Origin of the sequence: Lysobacter enzymogenes (genome assembly GCF_017168095.1) — a bacterium.
Lineage (GTDB): Bacteria > Pseudomonadota > Gammaproteobacteria > Xanthomonadales > Xanthomonadaceae > Lysobacter > Lysobacter enzymogenes_D.
The window spans coordinates 1-19608 of sequence record NZ_LXSD01000285.1 but is presented as its reverse complement, the minus strand read 5'-3'; the positions used below and the strand labels follow the sequence as shown (position 1 = coordinate 19608).

The following is a 19608-nucleotide window of genomic DNA, read 5'->3' as shown; positions in this document are numbered from 1 at the left end:
GCGCCCGCCGCACCCGCGGACGCCGACCCCGCCGCGCTCCAGCGCGCCGCCGACGCGCTGATGAAGCAGCAATACGGCGACGCCTTCGACGCCACCCAGCGCTGCTGGAAATTCGCCGCCCGCTTCGACGGCGGCCAGGACGGCAACGACTACTGCATGCGCGCGGCCGAGCCGCAATTGATCGAACTGCAGGGCCAGCGCCGCCTCTACCTCGCCGCCGCCAGCGTCGCCGACGCGCCGGCGTATTCCTACGGCCACGCCGAACCCGGCCTGATGGGCGCCTTCGTGCTCGGCCCCGACGGCCACGGCGGCTGGACCCTGCTGGCCGGCGACAGACAGCTCGCGCTCGGCAGTTCCGGCGACTGCGGCTGCCACGACGCGCAGCTGGTGCGCATCGGCGCCGGCACCATGGCCTGGAAATTCGCCAGCGGCGGCGTCTGGCAAGGCACCGTGGTGTCCTACTACAGCCTGATCGCGCCGCTCGACGGCAAGATCGCCGAGCTCAGCGCGATCCCGCAGATCACCGAGGACGACCAGGACAGCGAATACAGCATCGCGATCGACGACAGCGACACCGCCAAGGCGATGTTCCCCTTGCGCGTGACCAAGCGCGCCAACGCGCCCGGCAGCCAGGACGCGCACAGCGAGCAGGTGGTCGAGTTCGATCCGGTCAAGCGCACGTACGCGTTGCCCGAGAGCAAGTAGGCGCGACGGCGATCCGCACAGGCGGTTGCGTCGTCGTTGCAGTGGCGCGGTCGCGGCTTGCGCCGCTCCTACAGGCAGCCCTTGTAGGAGCGGCGCAAGCCGCGGCCGCGCCATTGCACATACGACGCAACCCCAAAAACGAGGGCGGCCACAGCCGCCCTCGCCCATACCCCAACACCGCTCACGCAGCGCTCAACTCGCCACGCAGTTGTAGCAAACCAACGCGAAATCCTGATCGGTATCGTCGCCCGAATTCGGTAAGCCATTCGAGTTGATGTCGGTCGCCCGCACCTCGATGGTGAACGCGCCGCCGCCATGCTGCGCCGGCTGCAGGAACACGCCCTCGTTGTTGTTGCGCGCATCCGCCGCGCCGCCGGTAATCGACGAGCCGCTGGCGTTGAACACATTGCCGAGGAAGGTGCTGGCGCCCGAGGTCACCCGCAGGTCGAGGTTGTTGTTCCAGGCCGGCGTGGTGCCGCCCAGGCCGTGGCCCGGCGCGTCGGTCCACACCAGCATGATCCGCACCGGCTTGCTCGCGTCGGCGGCGCGGTAGCTGCGGGTCCAGGTCTCGCCGCTGTTGTTGAAGATGTGGGTCTGGTCGACGTACTGCACCGTCTGCGCCGGCCTGATCACCGGATCGATCAGCATCCGCCCCCAGCCCTGCTTGCTGTCCGGCGCGGTGGTCAGGGTGCCGCCGTCGGCGTCGAGCTTGCCGACCAGGTTCAACGCCACCGCGGTGAACGCGGCGCGGGTCAGCGCCGGGCTCGGCGTGGCGCCGGCGAACTTGTTGCGGTAGTACTGGGTGAACAAGGCGCTGGCGCCGGCGACCTGCGGCGAGGCCATGCTGGTGCCGCACATCAGGCCGTGGCCGCTGGCGCTGTTGGCCGAATCGATCGAACAGCCCGGCGCGACGATGCCCGGAATGCGGCGGCCGTCGAGCGCGGGGCCGTGCGCGGTGTTGCTGGACAGGTCGTTGATCGCCGCGATCTGCACCGTCGCCGAACTCTGGCCCTTGGTCGAACCGACGGTGAAGGTGTTCTTGGCCTCGTCCGGCGAGCCCTGGCTCTGGGTGCCGCCGTTGCCGTTCATGAACGACAGCACGTAGTTGAGCGGCTGGTCGCCCGGCGCGTTCGGGTCGGCGTCGCGCACGCCGACGTCGACCTGGCGGGTGTCGCCGTCGTAGCCGCGCGGCGAGCCCGCCGGGCCCCAGCTGTTGCCGGAGATGGTCGCGTTGTTGCGCACCGACTGGGTCATCAGCAGCAACATGCCGCCGGGCTGGGTGAAGAACGGCGAATACACCTGCTCGACCAGCTTGGCGCCCGGCGCCACGCCGAGGCCGCGCAGGAAGCTGCCGGTGGACGCGGTCGCGCGCACGTTGGAAGCGCCGTCGCCGGCCATGATCGCCGCGGTATGGGTGCCGTGCGCGCTGCTGGCCGAGCCGCCGCAAGTGGTGCCGGTGCACGCGGCCATGCGCGCGGCGAGGTCGGGATGGGTGTGGTAGATGCCGCCGTCGACGTTGGCGATGGTCACGCCGGCGCCGTTGACGCCCGCGCCGCTGAGGTAGCTCAGATAGCCCGGCACGGCAAGGTTGCCGGCGTTGACGTTGCCGGCGTTGATCTGGCCGCTGATCTCGCCGCGCAGGCCGCCGTCGGTGGGCACGCTCTGCACGCTGTACACGCCCGGCGCCTGCGCCAGCAGCGCGATCTGGTCGGCGGCCACGCGCACGGTCTGGCTTTGCAGCGCGCGGTCGACGACCTGCGCGCCCAGGCCGGCGTCGGCCGCGCCGATCTTGCCCAGGGTCGCGGCCACGCCGGCGCTGCCGCGGCGGCTGACCACGCGCACCTCGAGCGGGCCGGCGTTCTTCGCGGCCGCCGCCTGGCGCAGCTGCGGCAGCACCTTGTAGGCCGGCAGGAAATCGCCGCTCCAGCGCACCTCGCGCTGCCCGGCCACGCGCGCCAGCGCATCGCGCTTGCCCCACACGATGTAGGTGTACGGATGCAGGTACTGCACCGGCTCCAGGCCCTTGCTGCGCAACTCGTCGAGCCAGGCCTGGCGCACCGGCCCCTGGAACTGCACCAGGCGCCAATCCTCGCCGTCGGCGCGGGCGCGGCCCCACACGCTGGCGGCCTGCACCGGTTGCTGCTTGAGCGGATCGAAGCGCAAGCCGCCCAGATCCAGTTCGTAGTTCGCGGCCGGCTGCGCATGTGCGGCGGCCAGCGGGGAAGACACAGCCAGGGCCACGGCCAGCGCCGTGAGCGTGATGCGACGGTTCATGCGGTCATCTCCAGAAAAAGTTCGGCCGTCGCCGTCCGTGCGGACGGCGTGGGAGGGGAATCGATCGTGGATACACCGGACAGCAGCGTCCCGGCTGCCTGCGTCGCGGGAACGCTGAAGCGACACTGCGCGCGCGTTCGCGCCGCGTCCACGCTCAGACGAACGCGGCGCAGATAAGGCTGTTGCTGGCGATCACAGAACCTCGAAGTGACGCGCGCCCGGCGGCTGCGGCAGCGGCGGAAAAGATGTTTTCCGCACGGTCGTTCAACGATTCAGGCTGCGACGCGGCGTGATTGTGCGCTTCGTCTATTCCACCTTTTCTGCGCCTGAATCGACCATTGCAAATCGGATGTACGCATCCGAAGCGCAAGCCGAATATTCGCGACGCACATCGCATCAGGAAAACATCCTCACGATTGCATCCATGCCGAAAAATTACGTTGCGCTCCGCCTTTTGCTGGGATTTGATTCGCTCGCGAACGCGCGATCCGGTCGCGGTTCGAACGCAGCCACTTGAACAAGGAAGCTCGGCAATGACCCCATCCTCTTCCACCTCCTTACCGCGCACGCAGCCCCGCACCCGCATGCTCTCGGCACTCGCGGCGGGCGCGCTTTTCTGCGGCCAATGGTTCGCTCCCGCGGCCCACGCCCAACTCGTGGTGACCGACCCCGGCAATCTCGGCCTGGCCATCAAGGACTTGATCGAAAAGGCCACCGTCTACGGCAAGGAAGCCGCGCGCTGGACGCAGCAGTACGATCACTACAAGCAGCAACTGATCAAGATCCAGCAGTTGCAGCTGGCGCAATCGAACATGCGCGACGACTTCCCCGAACGCGACCCCGCCTACGGCATGGAAGACCTCTGCCCCGGCGCGAAGCGCGAAGGCCTGGCCGGCGCGATGAGCGCGTTCAACCCGCAACTCGACTCCGACCTCGTCGCCGAACAACGCCGCCTGTGCCAGCGCATGGTCCTGGCCGACAACGCCAAGTACAACGAATCGGTGCGCATGCTCAAGCAGCTGATCCAGCGCAACCGCGAGTTCTCGCAGGTCGAAGGCCAGCGCGGCCAGGTCGGCGAAAGCCAGGGCAAACTCGCCGCCAACGACAACGAAACCCAGCGCTTCATGGTCCGCACCCGCATGGACCTGGACTACTGGCAGGCGCGGATGAAGGCCTACGACGACTACATCGTCGCGCTGCAGAAGGACCAGGCGCGGCTGGCGCGGCGCGCGCTGGAGGGCAAGCGCCAGGGCGGGGTCGGCAAGATCATCCAGAGCGAGGCGATCAAGAGCGCGTTCTCGTTCTGACCGCCCCACCACCGCCCCGCTTCGAATCGACGGACCGAACATGCATTTGCCGACAGAGCTCTACGATTGGCTGACCCCGCAGGCGCAAGGCGTCGGCGACTATCTCTACTTCAAGCTCGTCAATACCTACTTCGACCACAAGATCGACAAGTTCGGCCTCGCGCTGATGCGGCGCACGATGGCCTGGGCCAGCCAGATCGCGCTGGTGCTGGCGACGCTGTGGATCATGCTGGCCGGCTATCGCATCGTCACCGGCCAGTCGCGCGAGCCGATGATGGCCCTGGTCACCAACGCCGCGCGCGTGGCCTTCATCCTCGCCCTGGCCACCACCATGTCCTTCGGCGGCGGCAGCCTGCACCGGTTCTTCACCAAGGACCTCGATCGCGAAGTGCACGAGTTGTTCACCGACGACAGCAGCTCCAGCGCCGATGCGATCGACAAGAACCTGGCCTACATGCAGGTGGCGATCACCGCGATCGATGCGGTGCAGGTTCCGGACGACGACGCGGAGCTGCAGAAAAAGAAAGAACGCGCCCTGCTGTTCGCCGGCGTAGGCACCGCCAGTCCGCCGATGGTCGCCGGCGCGATGCTGCTGCTCTACAAGTTCACCCTCGCCTTGTTCATCGGCCTGGGCCCGTTGTTCATCCTGTGCCTGATGTTCGACCAGACCAAGGACTTGTTCCGCAAGTGGTTGATGTACGGCATCGGCACCTTGTTCTCGATGTCGATGCTCAGCGTGGTGGTCTCGCTGGCGCTGGAGCTGATGGCGAAGGTGGCCGTGGCGCTGTGGGTGGCGAAGGCGGTCGGGATCCCGGGAACGGGCACCGAAGGGCTCGGCATGCAGGCGATGCAGCAAGGCGGGATCGGGCTGCTGATGACGACCATCATCGTCACGGTGCCGCCGGCGGCGGCCATGTTTTTTCAGGGGACGGTGGGGAGTTTTAGCTATAGCTCGGCGTTCACGAATCCACAGAAGAATCAATCCAACGAGCAGAAAGCCATAAACACGAACACCAATACAGAACGTCCCCCTGCAGAGTCGAGCTCATACAACAATCGCATGCCGACCAATCAAGAAGCAGGAAACCAAGACCGCATCAAGAAGCACGATGAAATCGGGAGAAGCAGATGAAATACACCCTCGTAGCGATCTTCATGTGCACCGGGCTGTTTTCAGGACTGGCCTCGGCCTGCCCTCCCGGCAGCGTCCTGCAAAAGGGCAACGGCTGGGAAGGATGCGTGCAGACGTCTGCCGCTCCCGGCCAGTCCGGCCCGAACTGGAAAACACAGTGGGGCGCTATTGCAACCGACGGCGCCAACGCAGCCCTCGGCACATCGACCGAAGCTGACTCAAGAAAGGTCGCGGAGAAAACCGCTCTTAAGCAGTGCAAACAAGACGGCGGAATCAATTGCAAGATCAAGCTCGCTTACCACGACCAGTGCGCAAGCTTGATATCCGGCGACAGATTATTTTTCGTCCAGAGCGCCGGCACCCTGGATCAATCAGTCTCCGACGGAATCGATCGCTGCAGAAGTGCCGGCGATACGAACTGCACAGAGCACTACTCGGGTTGCAGTCTCCCCAAGCGGGTTCGATGACTCACATCTTTCTCATGGAACGCGTCGCATCGTTCGTCGGAATCGCATAACTAGTCTTCCGATGGTCGCCGGCGCGATGCTGCTGCTCCACAAGTTCACCCTCGTCTTGTTCATCGCCCTGGGCCCGTTGTTCATCCTGTGCCTGATGTTCGACCAGACCAAGAACTTGTTGCGCGAGTGGCTGATGGCGGCTGATTAACCTGCAGCCAGCACCGAAGGTTCAAGTACGCAAACGACACAGCCAGGTCCCGCCGCCCTGCTGACCCTGCGGTACGCCGCCAGTTCCTCCGCGCCCTGCGCGAACCAGGTCCGGCGCCGCCACGGCGCGCCGCGAGCCCTCGCCCTATCTCCTTCGCATCCCCGGTGGGTACGGCCTCGCGATCCCTCTTGATGAGCGCGCATATGTGCCGTCCTTGCACATCGTCGACAAGGCGCGATTGACCTGACGGCACAGCCGCCGCCCACCCAGGACGCAACTGAAAATTGCCTCTTGATTTCGCCGAAGTTGCGGGTTTAATTGCATCGCATAAAGCAATTCGAATTCGCACTATCGCCACCCGAAAGGACGCGATCCGAATTCGCCCGGATCGCACGCCGGCGCGACGCGCCGGTCGGCTCGGCTCAACGGACGGACGCATGCACCCGATCGCGATATCGCTGGACTGGCTGATTCCGCACGCGCAAGGCGTCGGCGACTACGTGTTCTTCAAGTTGGTCAACGAGTATTTCAACCACGAGATCGACCACTTCGGTCTGGCGCTGATGCGCCGGGCGATGGCCTGGGCCGCGGGCATCGCCCAGGTGCTGGTCACGCTGTGGCTGCTGATCGCCGGCTATCGCATGGTCACCGGCCAGTCGCGCGAACCGATGATGGGCCTGGTCGCCGGCGGCGCGCGGGTGGCCTTCATCGTCGCCATCGCCACCAGCATGTCGTTCGCCGGCACCGACCTGCATCGTTTCTTCACCCAGGATCTGGATCGCGAGATCCATTCGCTGTTCACCGACCAGGACGGCTCCAGCGCCGACGCCATCGACCGCAACCTCGCCTATATGCAGATCGCGCTCAATGCGATCGACGCGGTGCAGGTGCCCGACGGCGACGAAGCGCTGCGGGCGCGCAAGCAACAGGCCTTGCTGTTCGCCGGGCTGGGCACCGCCGGCCCGCCGATGGTCGCCGGCGCGATGCTGCTGCTCTACAAGTTCACCCTCGCCTTGTTCATCGGCCTCGGGCCGCTGTTCGTGCTGTGCCTGATCTTCGACCAGACCAAGGAACTGTTCCGCAAGTGGCTGATGTACGGCCTGGGCACGCTGTTCTCGATGGCGACCTTGAGCGTGGTCACGGCGATGACGATGAAGCTGCTGGCCAAGGTCGCGGTGGCGCTGTGGCTGTCCAAGGTCGCCGGGCTGCTCGGCGACGCCGGCGAGGGATTGACCGCACAGGCGATGCAGCAGGGGGGCATCGGCCTACTGATGTCGGTGTTGTTGGTGAGCGTGCCGCCGGCGGCGGCGATGTTCTTCCAGGGAACCTTGGGTAGTTTCAACAGCTTCTCCCAACTCGGCGGGCGCTCGCCTTCGCCCGATCCGAGTTCGCGCGGAACCGGCCTACCCGCCCCCAGTGGCGGCCATTACGAACGCGATGCCGGCGCTGCGCGTACTCCACTGCCATCGCGCCCCGACCGCCCGTTTCACTGACCCGCAACTCACGCACTGAGCGCAGAGAGGAGCTATGAAATCGCAGCCGTCGCGGTTCGCCGCGATCTTCTACGCTGTGGCCGGCTGTGCCGCCGCTCAAGGCGGCTGCCCGGCCGGCTACTACCAGAGCAACCTGAGCGGGTACGGATACATAGGATGCGCCCCTATCCCCGAGCAACCTCCGCCGGTGCAGATGGTGTTGCGCTGGGGCGCGGTCGCCGGCGACGACGGCGGCCACTGGGGCATGTCCGAATCGCGCCGCTTCCGCCTGCAGGCCACGCGCGAAGCGCTCAAGCGATGTCGCGAAAGCGGCGGAAAAGGCTGCCGGCTGGCGCAGGTGTATGGCGACAGCTGCGTAGCCATAGCCAGCGACAGCAATACCGCTTCCGTGTTGGCGCGCCAGACCCGTGAAGAGGCGATGGCTGCCGCACTGAAAGATTGCGCAGGCCACGCGCGAGGCGGCGAATGCGCGATCAAGTACAGCGCGTGCAGCGAGCTGTGAGGTTCTTCGAGATGGCGCAACGCACTCACCCACTGCCGCCCCACGCGTGCGATGCCGACGCTGCGCATAGGGCCCTACCGCCGCACTCCTACACGCTCCTACCGCGATGAGGAAAAAATGAAAACGCAGCCTTGGCGCTTCGCCCTGCTCTTCTGCGCCATCGCCGGCGGCGCTGCTGCCCAAGGTGGCTGCCCGCCTGGTTACTACCAGAACAATCCCGGGGGGCACGGATACGCGGGTTGCGCCCCCATTCCCGAGCAACCAGCGCCCGTGCGGATGGCGCTGCGCTGGGGCGCGATCGCCGGCGACGGCCAAGGCCATTGGGGCATGTCCGAATCGCGTCGCTTTCGCCTGCAGGCCACCCGCGAAGCGCTCAAACGCTGCCGCGAAAACGGAGGCGACCGATGCCGCGTGACTGTGGCCTATGGCGACCAATGCGTCGCCTTGGCGTCGGACGGCGCAACCGCGGTGGCGATGGTTCGCGCCAGTCGCGACGAAGCCGTCGACGCAGCGCTGAGCGACTGCGCTGGCTACGCCGGGAGTCGCGAATGCGCGATCAAGTACAGCGCCTGCAGCCAACTCTGACGCCGGGTCGCATCCGCGCGGCCGACCGCGAGCCGACGCCCCCTACCGAGACGATGCCCATGAAACGTTCCGACCTGTCTACGCGGCTCTTCGTCGCCCTCGCCTGCGTATGCGCGAGCGCCTGCACCGCCGACGCCCGCACGCCCGCGCAGGCGCAAGCCGAAGCTGCGCACGCCGCCGCGCTGAGGCCGCGGTACCAGCGCTGTCTCGACGCCAGCGGCGGCGTCACGCCGGCGATGCAGGACTGCATCGATGCCGAATACGCCTATCAGGACCGACGCCTGAACCAGGTCTACCGCCGCTTGATCGCGAGCCTGCCCAAGGCCGGGGCCGCGCGCCTGCGCGAACGCCAGCGCGCCTGGATCGCCCGGCGCGACCGCGACTGCGATCCCGGCGCCGCGCCCGGCCAGGGCCAGTTGCTCGGCGCCGACGGCTGCCGGGTGCGCAAGACCGCCGAGCGCGCCGCGCAGTTGCAGACGCAGCTCGACCGCGCGCGCTGAGCGCCGCTGCGCCCGCAGTTCGACCCCAACGCCACCCAGGAGCAAGCAAGATGACCAAGGACTGGACGCTCGGCAGCACCTCCGAGCGCTACGAAACCGGCGGCCGCGGCGCGGCGACGATCTCCACCGGCCGCGGCGATCACGGCGGCGTGTCCTACGGCGCCTATCAACTGTCCTCGCGCGCCGGCACGCTGCGCGAGTACTTGCAGCAATCCAGATACGGCGAGCAGTTCGCCGGCCTGACTGCGGCCACGCCCGAGTTCAACGCCAAGTGGAAGGAACTCGCGCGCAGCGATCCGGGCTTCGCCGCCGACCAGCACGACTACATCCGCCGCAGCCATTACGAAGCCGAGCGCGACCGGCTCAAGGCCCGCGGCATCGACCTCAGCGATCGCGGCCCGGCGGTGCAGGACGCGCTGTGGAGCACCGCGGTGCAGCTGCGCACGCTGACGCCCACGATCGTCGAGAAGGGCCTCAAGCAGAAATTCGGCCCGGACTATGCGCTGGAGCGATTGTCCGACCGCGACATCGTCGAAGCGATCCAGGACTACAAGATCGAGCACAACCGGCGTTTGTTCCGCAGCTCGCCGGAGTCGTGGACCGGCCTGCTCAATCGCGCCCGCCACGAGAAAGAGGATCTGGTCGCGCTGGCCGAAGGACGCGAGCCGGTGCGCGGCGAGAAAGCGCGGGCGCCGGCGTCGGCCGAAGTCGAACGCGCCCAGGCCGCGCTCAACGCGCTCGGCATCGGCGACCGCGACGGGCGGCCGCTGGAGGTCGACGGCCGCCTCGGCGCGCGCAGCCGCGAAGCCGTGAAAGCGTTCCAGCAAGCGCACGAGCTGGACCCGGACGGCCGCTTGAATCCGCGCACGCTGCACGCGCTGGACGCGGCGCTCGCGCAGCGCACGGCGGCGGCGCACGGCCCGCGCATCGACGAGCGCGGCCACCCCGATCATGCGCTCTACCTGCAAGCCGCGGCCGGTCTGGAAAAACTCGGCGGCGACTTCGCCCGTCGCGATACGCTGGAACGCGCGGCCGCGACGATGGCCTACGAGGCGCGCATCGGCGGCTTGCAGCGCATCGACCACATCGTGGCCAGCGCCGACGGACGGCGGCTGTTCGCGGTCGAAGGCGATCCGTCCGACCCTTCGCACCGCCGCGCGGTCGCCGACAGGGCGCAGGCCGTCGCGCAGACCCTGCAGGAGACCACGCGCGCGCTCGAGCAGGACGCGCCTGCGCGAGCACCGTCGCCGCCGGCGACGCCCCTCGCGCCGACGCGGGCCGCACCCGCATCGCTGTGAACGCGCAGGCAAGTCCGCTTCACCCCCGCCACGATCCTGCGCTGCACTGGCGCAACACGGGCCGCGGCTACCGATATCGACACTCGCACCGCCACCGCGCCACGCTGGCGACAAGCATCCGAACCAGAACGCCCGGGCCGCAGCTGCGCGGCCCGAACGCCCGAAACGCGGCGCGGCTCAGCCCGCCGCCACCGCCGCAGTCACCACGATCTCGACCCGGTACCTGGGATTGGCCAGCGGCGCCTGCACGGTCGCGCGCGGCGGGGTGTGGCCGGGCTCGACCCAGGCGTCCCAGACCGCGTTCATGCCGTCGAAATCGGCCATGTCGGCGAGGAAGATCTGCGCCATCAGGATCTGGGTCTTGTCGCTGCCCGCGCGCGCCAGCAAGGCGTCGATCGAGGCCAGGGTCTCGCGGGTCTGGCCGGCGATGTCCAGCTCCTCGCTGTCGGGCACCTGCCCGGCCAGGTAGGCCACGCCGTTATGGACCGCCATTTCCGACAAGCGCGCGCCTACGTCGAATCGCTGGATCATGCTGTACCTCGCTGCTGTGGGGCGGCCATTGTCCCCCCATCGCGCGGCCGCGCACAGCCCCGGCCGCGGCGCTCACATCTCCGGCGTGTTGGCCTCGATGATGCGGTCGCTTTCGGCGCGCTCTGCCGGACGTTCGGTGCGGCGCGCGGCGTCGGCGTTGGCGCGGTGCTGGGCGCGCATCTGCGGCGGCAGCGCGTCGACCTGGCGATTGTTCTGCAGCATCGCCCGCTCGCCCGGCGGCAGCTGGCAGTTGCGGCTGAGGATCTCCAGCTCGTCGCCGGTGCGCGCCGCGCCGCTTTGCAGGTTGACCACCACGCCCAGCGTGTCGCCCAGCGGTTCGAGCTGGCGGCAGATCGCATCGACGGTGTCGTAGCTGCGCTCGGCGTTGTGGCCGACGATGGCGAACAGATTTTCGTTGTCGATCCACACCACCGAGCGCACGCCCTTGACGCTGCGCGCGGCGATGCGCGCGTTCTCGCGATCCACGCGCTTGCTCGGGTCGGCGAGTTTGATCGAGCGGTTGAAGTCCTGGTTGAGCTGCTGCAGGTTCTGCTGCAATCCCTGCTGGTCGCCGCCGAGCGCCTGCGCGCGCATCTTGACCAGGCGCGCCGCGGTTTCGCCCGGATCCAGCGGCTTGCCGGCGCGCTGCGGCGCGGCCTGCGCCTGGTTGTCGGCGTTGTCGCGGCCGCCGCTGCAGCCCGCCAACGCCGCCGCCGTCAAGACAAGAATCGCCGGGATCGCATTGCGCTTCATCGCTGCACCTCGCCGCCGCGCGGCCTGGGTCCGGAACGGCCGCGGCGGCGACGCCGCCGGGCCCAAACGGCCTTATACCGCGCCGCGGCGTAAAACGGTTGTCGCATCGCAGCGCAAATGCGACGCGGGTCGCGCCTGCGGCGTATACCGGCGGCAGCTTGCCGATTCGCGACCGCCGCCGCGCGGCTTCCGCGACCGCGGCACGAATTCAGCTTCATCGCGCCGCTACATTCGGCCTCAGGCGCATCGCACCGCGCCCGCTCCGCCGCCGCGCGCGGCGACGGCCGGATATCGCACCGGCCGCGGCGGGCTTGGCGCGCGCCGCATACCGATAAGCAACAACGACACCATCGCAACACGCGCCGCGCGTTCGCCGCGGCGCGCCTCGGGGGGAATCAGCCGCCCAACTCCTGAGGAATCGCCATGCCCAAGCTCCGCCTTCGCACCGCCCTCGCCCGCGCCGCCGGCCTGTTCGGCCTGTTGTGCGCGCACAGCGTCCTGGCCGCGCCGCAAGCGCCCGCCGCCGAGCCCGCGTTCGCGCCCGATGTCTCGGCCGCGGCCTGCAACTACGTCGAATGGACGCGCGGGGTGAACTACACCCTCGGCACCATCGTGCGCTATCCGCCCAACGGCCAGTTCTACAAGCTGGTCAACGTCGGCAGCAACGGCAGCGACGGCACCGACCCGACCATCAGCACCTGGTATTGGCAGCCGACCACCTGCGACGACGGCGGCCCGGCGCCGGGCGGCTTCGTGGTCAGCGAGGCGCAGTTCAACCGCATGTTCCCCAACCGCAATTCGTTCTACACCTACGCCGGCCTGATCGCGGCGCTGCGCTCGTATCCGAACTTCGCCAAGGACGGCGGCGACACCGTCGCGCGCCAGGAGGCGGCCGCGTTCCTGGCCAACGTCCACCACGAGACCGGCGGGCTGGTGCACATCCGCGAACAGAACCAGGCCAACTGGGACCATTACTGCCAGCCGGCCGGCACCTGCGGCGGCAAGCAGTACTACGGGCGCGGGCCGATCCAGCTAAGCTGGAACTACAACTACTCCGCCGCCGGCAACGCGCTCGGTCTGGACCTGCTCAACAACCCAGACTGGGTCGCCACCAATGCCGCGATCTCGTGGCAGACCGCGCTGTGGTACTGGATGACCCAACGCGGCGGCGCCAGCAACACCCCGCATCAGGCTATGGTGAACCTGCGCGCGTTCGGCGAGACCATCCGCGCGATCAACGGCGGGATCGAGTGCAACGCCGGCGGCATCGGCCATCAGCAGATGCTCAACCGGGTCGCGAACTACCGCAGTTTCACTTCGATCCTGGGCGTGCCGACGGGCAACAACCTGGAGTGCTGAGCACGGATCGGGCCCGGCCGCTGCGGCGGCCGGGTCGGGTTGCGGTTGCGTCGTGGTTGGATTGGCGCGGTCGCGGCTTGCGCCGCTCCTGCAGGCAGGCCCTGCGGGATCGCTGCGGGCTGCGACTCAGCCGTCGAAGCCTACGCAGCCGATTTCCTGGGTGCCAGGCTGCTTGCCTGCGCGCACGAACTGGATGTCCGGCATCGGCACGTCTTCGCTCGCCGCCGCGGTCGGCACGCCGTCCTTGTAATCGGGGCGATACACCTGCGGCAGCGGCTTGGCGCCGACCGCCGCGCGCGCCTGCGCGGCATCGGCCTCGACCAGCACCGCGAACATCGCGCCGCTGTCGTAGTAGTAGGTGATCTGCTTGACCGGAAAGCCGTGCAGGCGGATCGGCCGGCCCGGGGTCAGCGTGCCGCCGCCGACGCCGATCTCGCCGATGCCGCTGTCCTCGCTGACGCGCACGCCGCTGGCGAGCAGGCGCTGGGCGAACTGCGCGTCCTGCAGATCGGCGATGTAGTCGCCCTGGCAACTGGCGTTGGCGGCGACCCAGGCTTCGAAGTCGAGCGCCGGTGCGGCCGGTGCGGACGCCTTCGCCGGCGCGGACGCGGCCTTCGACGCGGCCTGCGGCGCATCGGCCGCGCCGCAGCCGCTCAACGCCGCGATCGACGCGGCCACCCATGCGCCGCGCACGCGCGCGGCCTGAAACAAACCCCGATTCATGCCGTTCCCTTTCCCTGGATCCGTGCCTGGACGGTGACAGCCTACCGGTTCGCGGGCGCCGCCGCAGCCGCAGCCGCGGCGTGCGGCGGCAAGGTGATGCAGGCGCCGCTGCCGTTGGCCGGCGGGCGATTCGGAAATTCGCCTTGCGGGTACACGAACACCGGCGAAGTGGCGACGAAGCCGTCGGCGAAGGAGAACTCGACGAAGGCCGCGGCCCAGCCGCGTCCGGGCTTGGCCAGCGCCGCCTCGACCGCATTGCGCCGGGTCGGCAACGGCTGCCCGCGATAGCGCACGCCGCAGGCGAAGCGGAAATCGCGCGAATCGGGGTTCTCGGCCAGCCACAGCCTGGCCGACACCGGCCGCTCCGAGGCGCGCGCGCGCAAGCTCAGGCGCCCGTCGCGTTCGCTCAGGCGCGCCTGCACCTGCGGCAGCGCCTGGTGCCGGTTCCAGCGCTGCAAGGCCGGAATCAAGGTCTCGCGGATATGCCGGCGGATGCCGCCGTGATCGGAATTGGGCGCCGCGCGCAGCGCAGTCGCGCCGGGCAGGTCGTCGGCGTACAGGCGTTGCGCATCGGGCGGGAAGAAATCGTCGCCGCTGGCGCTGACCAAGTATTTGGGAATGGCCAGCCTGGAGCGATAAGGCCCGCGCAAATAGCTGAACGGATCTTCCACCTGCATCAGCTGCGCGAACGCCGGCTCCTGATAACGCCGGGTGATGCCTTCCTGGTAATAAGGCTGCAGCGCGATCGGCCAGCCGCCGCCGTAGACGCGGCCGATATGGCCGATCAGCGGCGCGATGCGCATGTCGATCACATAGGAAACGATGCCGCTGACGCGCGGATCGCCGATCGCGGTCAGCCACGCGGCCCAGCCGCGCTTGGACGCGCCGGTCACCACGAACGAACGCAGTCGCCACGGCGCCAGTTCGCGCTGGGCCAGATCCATCGCCTTGACCGCGCTTTCGGCCATCGGCACGTGCAGCGGCAAGGTCGCGTTGGCGGCGCTGGGGTCGTCGAGGAAGCGGCGCCACGTGGCCGCGACCAGCACGTCCTCTTTCTTCGGCGCCTCGCCGGGCAAGCTGAGGTATTGATTGGGAACGTCGGACACCGAAACGACGATGGTCTGGGTGGCGAGCGCGGTTTCCAGCGCCAGCGCTTCGTCGAAATCGCCGGGCGGACGCTGCGGGTCGCTGCCGTTGCCGCGGTTGGTGCCGTTGTTGATCACCAGCAGCGCGGACTTCGGCCGCGCGGCGTCGGGCACGTACAGATCGACGCGGTGGCTCCACTGCGCGGGCTCGGCGCCGCCGGTCTCCGGCCAGCTTTGCGAATACAGGCGATAGCTGCGCCGCTCCGCGCCGTCCAGGCGGACGCGCTCGATCGCCTCGTAGCGCAGCGGCAGGCGCGACTGGCGCTGGCGGTAGTCGGGCCAGGCGCGGCCGAAATCGAGCGGGCGGTGTTGCGCGGCCGGATCGGCGGCAGCCGCGGCGGCGACGGCAGCGGCAGCAGCGGACTCGACCGAAGCGGACTCGACGGCAGCGGCATGCGCGGCGCAGCCGGCGGCAAGCGCGGCGGCGAGCAGCAAGCCGGCGCGCGCGCGGACGAAGCGGGAACGGGCCATGCGGAGCATCCTGTGCGGCTGAGGGCCGAAGCATAAACCGCGCCGCCGCACGACGCCTGCGCGGATTGTCACTCCATCGCAGTGAGACCGCGCGGTGCGCCCGCTCGCGCGGACGCCGCCTGCGCGCGGCGCGAGGCCGCGCGTGCACGTCGCGTGACGACATGCCGCGGCGCCATCGCGTCGCTCGTTCAGTTGCGCATGCGCTGCGCGCGCGAATAGTCCGTAGCGCGCGAACCGTCACAAAACCGCTGACCTGCCGTGCGTTTCGGCCGCGTTGTTATTTGCAACATCGCCTTCGCAGCGCGCGACGATCCGCGTGCGAAGCCTTCCCCGCCACTCCAGCGCCCCGCCATCCGCTTCCCTACGCCGACACGCGAACCTGCGCGGCTCGACTGCGCGCGTCCGCATCACGCCGCACCCAGAAGAGGAGTTCCGCCGTGTGCACCAACTTCCTGTTGACCGTCCCCAACGTCCCCGCCGCCGCGGGCCAGCCGGCGCTGCAACACATCTCCGCGCGCTGCATGGAACTGACCGGCACGCTCGCCACCCGCCTGTATCGCGTCCCGGCGCTGCAGCAGTTCCCTGTGTTCAAGAACCACTCGCAGCCGTGGGTCGGCAGCTACGGCTTCGTCGGCCTGTGCGATCCGGAAACCATTCCCGAATTCACCATGTTCATGGACGGCATCAACCAGACCGGATTGTCCTGCGCGGCGCTGTGGCTGCCGGGCAGCGAGTTCGCCGAAAAGCCCGGCGCCGGCGAGCAGCCGGTGGCGTTCCACGATTTCGTCGCCTGGGTGATGAGCCAGTTCGACTCGGTGCCGTCGCTGGTCGCAGCGATGGCCAAGGTGCGCATCGTCGGCCCCCAGCCCGGCGCACCGACCTACCTGCCGGTGCATTTCATCGCCACCGACAGCCAGGGCCTGACCGCGGTGATCGAATGCATCGGCGGCCAGACCATCGTCTACGGCCCGGACTATCGCGACGGCGCCACCAACGACGCCGTGCTGACCAACGCGCCGACCTACGACTGGCAGCGCACCAACATCGAGAACTACGCGCACCTGAGCGTGGCCGGCACCGGCACCTCGCGCAAGGCCGGCGGCGTGCCGGTGGGCGCGGGCCTGGTCGGGCTGCCGGGCGACATCACCTCGGTCTCGCGCTTCGTCAGAGCGTGGATGCTGCGCCAGGGCTTCGCCAAGCTGCCCAAGGACGGCAACGGCTGGCTGCCGACCGCCACGCTCGACGGCGCCACCGGCAGCACCCAGACCATCGTCAACGTCGCCCTGCAACTGGTGACCACGATCCAGTCCACGCCTTACGGCACCGCGCTGGTCGAGAAGGACGCGCATGCGCAGCTCGGCGACTGGACCATGTGGCAGGTCGCGCGCGACCACACCCACATCGCCTACTACTTCAACACCGCCTTCAACGCCACCGTGAACGGCGTGCAGCTGAGCGCGCTCGACTTCAACGGCGGCAGCACGGCCGCCAAGGACTGGCCGTCGGTGCCGGTGATGCCGGCGCAAGGCCCGTGGTTCCAGGATGTCAGCGCGAACTTGTGACAATCGTCTGCGACGCAGCGGCGCCGGCGCGCATCCACGCACCAGGACCGTCCCGATTCCGGAGCCGTAATGCACTTCTCGCGCCGCCGCCTGCGTACGTTCGCCGCCGTCCTGTTTTCGCTGACCCTGAGCCTGCCCGCCGCCGCCGCGCCGCCCGCGCCGGCGGCGGGTCCGCGCGCGACCGTCGACCAGGTCGCCGCAGCCATCGACCGCAATTTCTACGACCCCGAGCGCGCCGCGCGCCTGGCCGCGCGATTGCGCAGCGAGGCCGGCGCCGGCCGCTACGACGCCTATGCCGATCCGCGCGACCTGGCCACCGCGCTGAGCCAGCGCCTGAGCCAGGAAGACAAACACTTCCGGGTCGAATGGCGCGACCCGGCGCGCTCGCCGCCGCCGGCCGCGCGCGAACGCGGCGCGCCCGACGCCGATTACGCCGACGCCGCGCGCCGCAACAACTACGGCGTGCGCACGCTGCAAACGCTGCCGGGCAACCTGGGTTATCTGGACCTGCGCGAGCTGCCCGATCTCGACTTCGCCGACGCCGCCGACCCGGCCCGGCGCGCGCTCGACGCCTCGCTGGCCCTGCTCGCCGGCAGCGACGCGGTGATCCTCGATCTGCGCGGCAACGGCGGCGGCTCGCCGGCGTCGGTCGGCTACCTGGTCAGCGCGTTCACTCCGCGCAACGCGCCGATCTACAACCTGTTCCGCTGGCGTGAGGGCGGCGAACTGCGCAGCCAGAGCGAAGCGCCGGCGCAATGGCATGCGCAGCCGCGCCTGCAGGTTCCGCTGTACGTGCTGATCAGCGCGCGCACCGGTTCGGCCGCCGAAGCGCTGGCCTACACCTTGCAAGCCGCGCGCCGGGCCACGGTGATCGGCGAGCGCAGCGGCGGGGCCGCCAATCCCGGCGACGAGTTCGCCGCGGGCGCGGGCTTCCGGGTGTTCGTCGCCACCGGCTCGCCGACCAACCCGATCACCGGCGGCAACTGGGAAGGCCGCGGCGTGCAACCCGACATCGACGCCGAGCCGGCGCAGGCGCTGAACGTCGCGCGCGAACGCGCGCTGCAGCGGATCCTGGCCGCGGGCGGCACAGGCACCGGTGCGCTGGAAGCGCGCTGGGCGCTGGAGACGCTGCGCGCGCAGGCGGCGCCGGTGGCGATGGTCGCGGCCGATTATCTCGGCCAGTACGAGCGCATGCGCATCGACGAACAGGACGGCCACTTGGTGCTGCGCGACGGCCGCCGCCCGGCCCAGCCGTTGATCGCGCTGCAGCCCGACCTGTTCTGCCTCGGCGACGACCCGCGCCTGCGCCTGCGCTTCGAACGCGGCGCCGACGGCCGGGTCGCGGCGCTGCAGACCCAGCGCGCCGACGGCGGCGGCAGCCGTTACCGGCGCTGAGCGAGCCGGACCGGCGGCGCGCGGTTCACAACCGCGACGGCCGCGCGTTCCAACCCATGCGCAACGACGGCGCCGGCCGAGCCCCTGAGGTTACCCATCCCAACCTCGCCCACGTCCGCACCGCCGCGCGCAGCCCCCTCCTCTCGCGGGGAGGGGGCTCTTTGCGTGCACGCTCGTTTCGCCTCGCGCAGCGTCCGCCGCGCGCGAGTCGCGCGGCGTTCGGCTGCCGCACACGCCGGTGCGGCGATCGCGCCGCCGCGTTCACAGCGGCGCCCATCGCGCGTTGTCACCAGCGCGACCCCGCGGAGCCCGCCATGTACGTCATCGCCACCCTCGAACCCGCGCACCCCACGGCGACACGCGCGATCCAGCTGATCCTGGAGGGCGCCAGCCCGATGCCGGCCGCGAGCGGCCGCAGCGAGCTGTGGTGGCCCGGCCAGACCCACGTGCTCGACGAAGCGGCCGACACCATGTCGGTGCTGGTCCTGGTCGGCAGCGCCGACCAAAACGAACTCAGCGGCCATCGCGACTGGAACGGCTACCGCGCCGCGCTCGCGCACGAGGTCGATCTGGCGCAGTACGAGGAAGTGCACGTCGCGGTCTGTCCGATCCACGGCAGCCAGACCATCCGTTTCTTCGAAGGCGCGTTCGCCGCGGACCTGCAGCGGCTGCGCAAGGACGCGCAGATCTGGCTCTACGCCGTGCCCGGCACCGCCGCGCAGGACAAAGCCGGCAAAGCCGGCTGGAACCAGGCCTGGCCGCTGCCGTTCTGAGCGCGGCGGCGCGCGGGCGCCGACGCCGCGCACGCCTTGCTGCCGGCGTTACTCCACTTCGCGCCAGCGGTAGAAACGCCGGTCCGCCAGCGCCAGCAGATCGCGATCCTCGGGCGTGTCGCCGTAGGCGTAGACGCTGGCGTAATCCTCCAGCGCGATGCGCTCGCGCACCCGGCGCGGCTTTTCCTTGTTGCAGCAATCGCGGCCGAGATAGCGGCCGGTCAGCACGCCGTCGCGGCTTTCCAGGCGCGAGCTGATGTATTCCAGGCCCTGCTGCTCGCACCAGTGGGCGACGAACAGGTCCAGGTTCGCGGTCACCACCACCACCCGGTCGCCGCGCCGGCGATGCCAGTCGATGCGCGCCTGCGCCTGCGGGCGCACCTGCGCCACCACCTCGCGCGAGTGCCGCGCGGCGGCCGCGCGCACGTCGCGCT

At 69.4% G+C, this 19608-nt stretch carries 19 protein-coding genes and 1 pseudogene; 14 read left to right on the top strand and 6 right to left on the bottom strand.

All coding sequences use genetic code 11. The annotated features are described in order from the left end of the window. The coding region (locus A7A76_RS08920) for a hypothetical protein (protein ID WP_206410876.1) at window positions 1-705 on the top strand (705 nt) is incomplete at its 5' end. A 192-nt stretch (window positions 706-897) separates the two neighbouring features. Here the strand turns inward: A7A76_RS08920 and A7A76_RS08915 are convergent. After that, on the bottom strand, window positions 898-2979 hold the full coding sequence (locus A7A76_RS08915) for a S8 family serine peptidase (protein WP_206410875.1): 2082 nt from the start codon (window positions 2977-2979) through the stop codon (window positions 898-900). 656 nt (window positions 2980-3635) lie between these two features. Here A7A76_RS08915 and A7A76_RS08910 point away from each other — a divergent pair. The 9 genes and pseudogenes from A7A76_RS08910 (at window position 3636) to A7A76_RS08870 (ending at window position 10462) form a co-directional block, all read left to right on the top strand. Further along, the gene (locus A7A76_RS08910) at window positions 3636-4286 is read left to right on the top strand and encodes a hypothetical protein (RefSeq protein ID WP_343225306.1); all 651 of its coding nucleotides are present in this window, start codon (window positions 3636-3638) and stop codon (window positions 4284-4286) included. Between the two features lie 40 nt (window positions 4287-4326). Next, on the top strand, window positions 4327-5418 hold the full coding sequence (locus A7A76_RS08905) for a type IV secretion system protein (protein ID WP_206410873.1): 1092 nt from the start codon (window positions 4327-4329) through the stop codon (window positions 5416-5418). Next, the gene (locus tag A7A76_RS08900) at window positions 5415-5885 is read left to right on the top strand and encodes a DUF4189 domain-containing protein (RefSeq protein WP_206410872.1); all 471 of its coding nucleotides are present in this window, start codon (window positions 5415-5417) and stop codon (window positions 5883-5885) included. Before A7A76_RS08905 ends, A7A76_RS08900 begins: the two co-directional genes overlap by 4 nt. A 52-nt stretch (window positions 5886-5937) precedes the next feature. Then, window positions 5938-6069, top strand: a pseudogene (locus A7A76_RS08895) (type IV secretion system protein); the annotation flags it as partial. Window positions 6070-6521: 452 nt separating this feature from the next. Continuing rightward, window positions 6522-7577, top strand: a complete 1056-nt coding sequence (locus A7A76_RS08890; protein ID WP_206410870.1) for a type IV secretion system protein — start codon at window positions 6522-6524, stop codon at window positions 7575-7577. Between the two features lie 34 nt (window positions 7578-7611). Then, on the top strand, window positions 7612-8079 hold the full coding sequence (locus tag A7A76_RS08885; RefSeq protein WP_206410869.1) for a DUF4189 domain-containing protein: 468 nt from the start codon (window positions 7612-7614) through the stop codon (window positions 8077-8079). A gap of 117 nt (window positions 8080-8196) precedes the next feature. Further along, window positions 8197-8664 carry a DUF4189 domain-containing protein gene (locus tag A7A76_RS08880; protein ID WP_206410868.1) on the top strand — a complete coding sequence of 156 codons (468 nt, stop codon included), beginning with the start codon at window positions 8197-8199 and terminating at the stop codon, window positions 8662-8664. A gap of 59 nt (window positions 8665-8723) precedes the next feature. Then, window positions 8724-9164: a lysozyme inhibitor LprI family protein gene (locus A7A76_RS08875; RefSeq protein WP_206410867.1), complete on the top strand. Its 441-nt coding sequence runs from the start codon at window positions 8724-8726 to the stop codon at window positions 9162-9164. A gap of 50 nt (window positions 9165-9214) precedes the next feature. Further along, the gene (locus A7A76_RS08870; RefSeq protein WP_206410866.1) at window positions 9215-10462 is read left to right on the top strand and encodes a peptidoglycan-binding domain-containing protein; all 1248 of its coding nucleotides are present in this window, start codon (window positions 9215-9217) and stop codon (window positions 10460-10462) included. A 177-nt stretch (window positions 10463-10639) separates the two neighbouring features. On the opposite strand, the gene A7A76_RS08865 is transcribed toward A7A76_RS08870, so the two are convergent. Further along, entirely contained in the window at window positions 10640-10993 is a 354-nt protein-coding gene (locus A7A76_RS08865; RefSeq protein ID WP_206410865.1) for a RidA family protein, read from the bottom strand. Window positions 10994-11065: 72 nt separating this feature from the next. Beyond that, window positions 11066-11746: a hypothetical protein gene (locus tag A7A76_RS08860; RefSeq protein ID WP_206410864.1), complete on the bottom strand. Its 681-nt coding sequence runs from the start codon at window positions 11744-11746 to the stop codon at window positions 11066-11068. Between the two features lie 423 nt (window positions 11747-12169). Here A7A76_RS08860 and A7A76_RS08855 point away from each other — a divergent pair, with 423 nt between their 5' ends. Then, window positions 12170-13105: a glycoside hydrolase family 19 protein gene (locus A7A76_RS08855; RefSeq protein ID WP_206410863.1), complete on the top strand. Its 936-nt coding sequence runs from the start codon at window positions 12170-12172 to the stop codon at window positions 13103-13105. Between the two features lie 126 nt (window positions 13106-13231). Here the strand turns inward: A7A76_RS08855 and A7A76_RS08850 are convergent, their stop codons facing one another. Beyond that, on the bottom strand, window positions 13232-13828 hold the full coding sequence (locus A7A76_RS08850; protein WP_206410862.1) for a hypothetical protein: 597 nt from the start codon (window positions 13826-13828) through the stop codon (window positions 13232-13234). Window positions 13829-13869: 41 nt separating this feature from the next. Next, on the bottom strand, window positions 13870-15444 hold the full coding sequence (locus tag A7A76_RS08845; RefSeq protein ID WP_206410861.1) for a PhoPQ-activated pathogenicity-related family protein: 1575 nt from the start codon (window positions 15442-15444) through the stop codon (window positions 13870-13872). A gap of 437 nt (window positions 15445-15881) precedes the next feature. Here A7A76_RS08845 and A7A76_RS08840 point away from each other — a divergent pair, with 437 nt between their 5' ends. From A7A76_RS08840 to A7A76_RS08830, 3 genes are all read left to right on the top strand, one after another. Then, on the top strand, window positions 15882-17006 hold the full coding sequence (locus tag A7A76_RS08840) for a linear amide C-N hydrolase (RefSeq protein ID WP_206410860.1): 1125 nt from the start codon (window positions 15882-15884) through the stop codon (window positions 17004-17006). 69 nt (window positions 17007-17075) lie between these two features. Next, window positions 17076-18401 (top strand): S41 family peptidase, encoded by a 1326-nt coding sequence (locus tag A7A76_RS08835; RefSeq protein ID WP_206410859.1) that lies wholly within the window; start codon window positions 17076-17078, stop codon window positions 18399-18401. 314 nt (window positions 18402-18715) lie between these two features. Continuing rightward, window positions 18716-19174, top strand: a complete 459-nt coding sequence (locus A7A76_RS08830) for a hypothetical protein (RefSeq protein ID WP_206410858.1) — start codon at window positions 18716-18718, stop codon at window positions 19172-19174. Between the two features lie 48 nt (window positions 19175-19222). Here the strand turns inward: A7A76_RS08830 and A7A76_RS08825 are convergent. Beyond that, on the bottom strand, window positions 19223-19608 hold a 386-nt coding region (locus tag A7A76_RS08825), incomplete at its 5' end, for an HAD-IB family phosphatase (RefSeq protein ID WP_206410857.1).

What these genes read in the sequence shown, in the direction of transcription:
- A7A76_RS08860 (WP_206410864.1), bottom strand. Translation starts at nt 11,746, where the DNA reads ATGAAGCGCAATGCGATCCCGGCGATTCTTGTCTTGACGGCGGCGGCG.
- A7A76_RS08885 (WP_206410869.1), top strand. Translation starts at nt 7,612, where the DNA reads ATGAAATCGCAGCCGTCGCGGTTCGCCGCGATCTTCTACGCTGTGGCC.
- A7A76_RS08835 (WP_206410859.1), top strand. Translation starts at nt 17,076, where the DNA reads ATGCACTTCTCGCGCCGCCGCCTGCGTACGTTCGCCGCCGTCCTGTTT.
- A7A76_RS08890 (WP_206410870.1), top strand. Translation starts at nt 6,522, where the DNA reads ATGCACCCGATCGCGATATCGCTGGACTGGCTGATTCCGCACGCGCAA.
- A7A76_RS08855 (WP_206410863.1), top strand. Translation starts at nt 12,170, where the DNA reads ATGCCCAAGCTCCGCCTTCGCACCGCCCTCGCCCGCGCCGCCGGCCTG.
- A7A76_RS08900 (WP_206410872.1), top strand. Translation starts at nt 5,415, where the DNA reads ATGAAATACACCCTCGTAGCGATCTTCATGTGCACCGGGCTGTTTTCA.
- A7A76_RS08850 (WP_206410862.1), bottom strand. Translation starts at nt 13,828, where the DNA reads ATGAATCGGGGTTTGTTTCAGGCCGCGCGCGTGCGCGGCGCATGGGTG.
- A7A76_RS08875 (WP_206410867.1), top strand. Translation starts at nt 8,724, where the DNA reads ATGAAACGTTCCGACCTGTCTACGCGGCTCTTCGTCGCCCTCGCCTGC.
- A7A76_RS08880 (WP_206410868.1), top strand. Translation starts at nt 8,197, where the DNA reads ATGAAAACGCAGCCTTGGCGCTTCGCCCTGCTCTTCTGCGCCATCGCC.
- A7A76_RS08865 (WP_206410865.1), bottom strand. Translation starts at nt 10,993, where the DNA reads ATGATCCAGCGATTCGACGTAGGCGCGCGCTTGTCGGAAATGGCGGTC.
- A7A76_RS08915 (WP_206410875.1), bottom strand. Translation starts at nt 2,979, where the DNA reads ATGAACCGTCGCATCACGCTCACGGCGCTGGCCGTGGCCCTGGCTGTG.
- A7A76_RS08830 (WP_206410858.1), top strand. Translation starts at nt 18,716, where the DNA reads ATGTACGTCATCGCCACCCTCGAACCCGCGCACCCCACGGCGACACGC.
- A7A76_RS08905 (WP_206410873.1), top strand. Translation starts at nt 4,327, where the DNA reads ATGCATTTGCCGACAGAGCTCTACGATTGGCTGACCCCGCAGGCGCAA.
- A7A76_RS08845 (WP_206410861.1), bottom strand. Translation starts at nt 15,444, where the DNA reads ATGGCCCGTTCCCGCTTCGTCCGCGCGCGCGCCGGCTTGCTGCTCGCC.
- A7A76_RS08870 (WP_206410866.1), top strand. Translation starts at nt 9,215, where the DNA reads ATGACCAAGGACTGGACGCTCGGCAGCACCTCCGAGCGCTACGAAACC.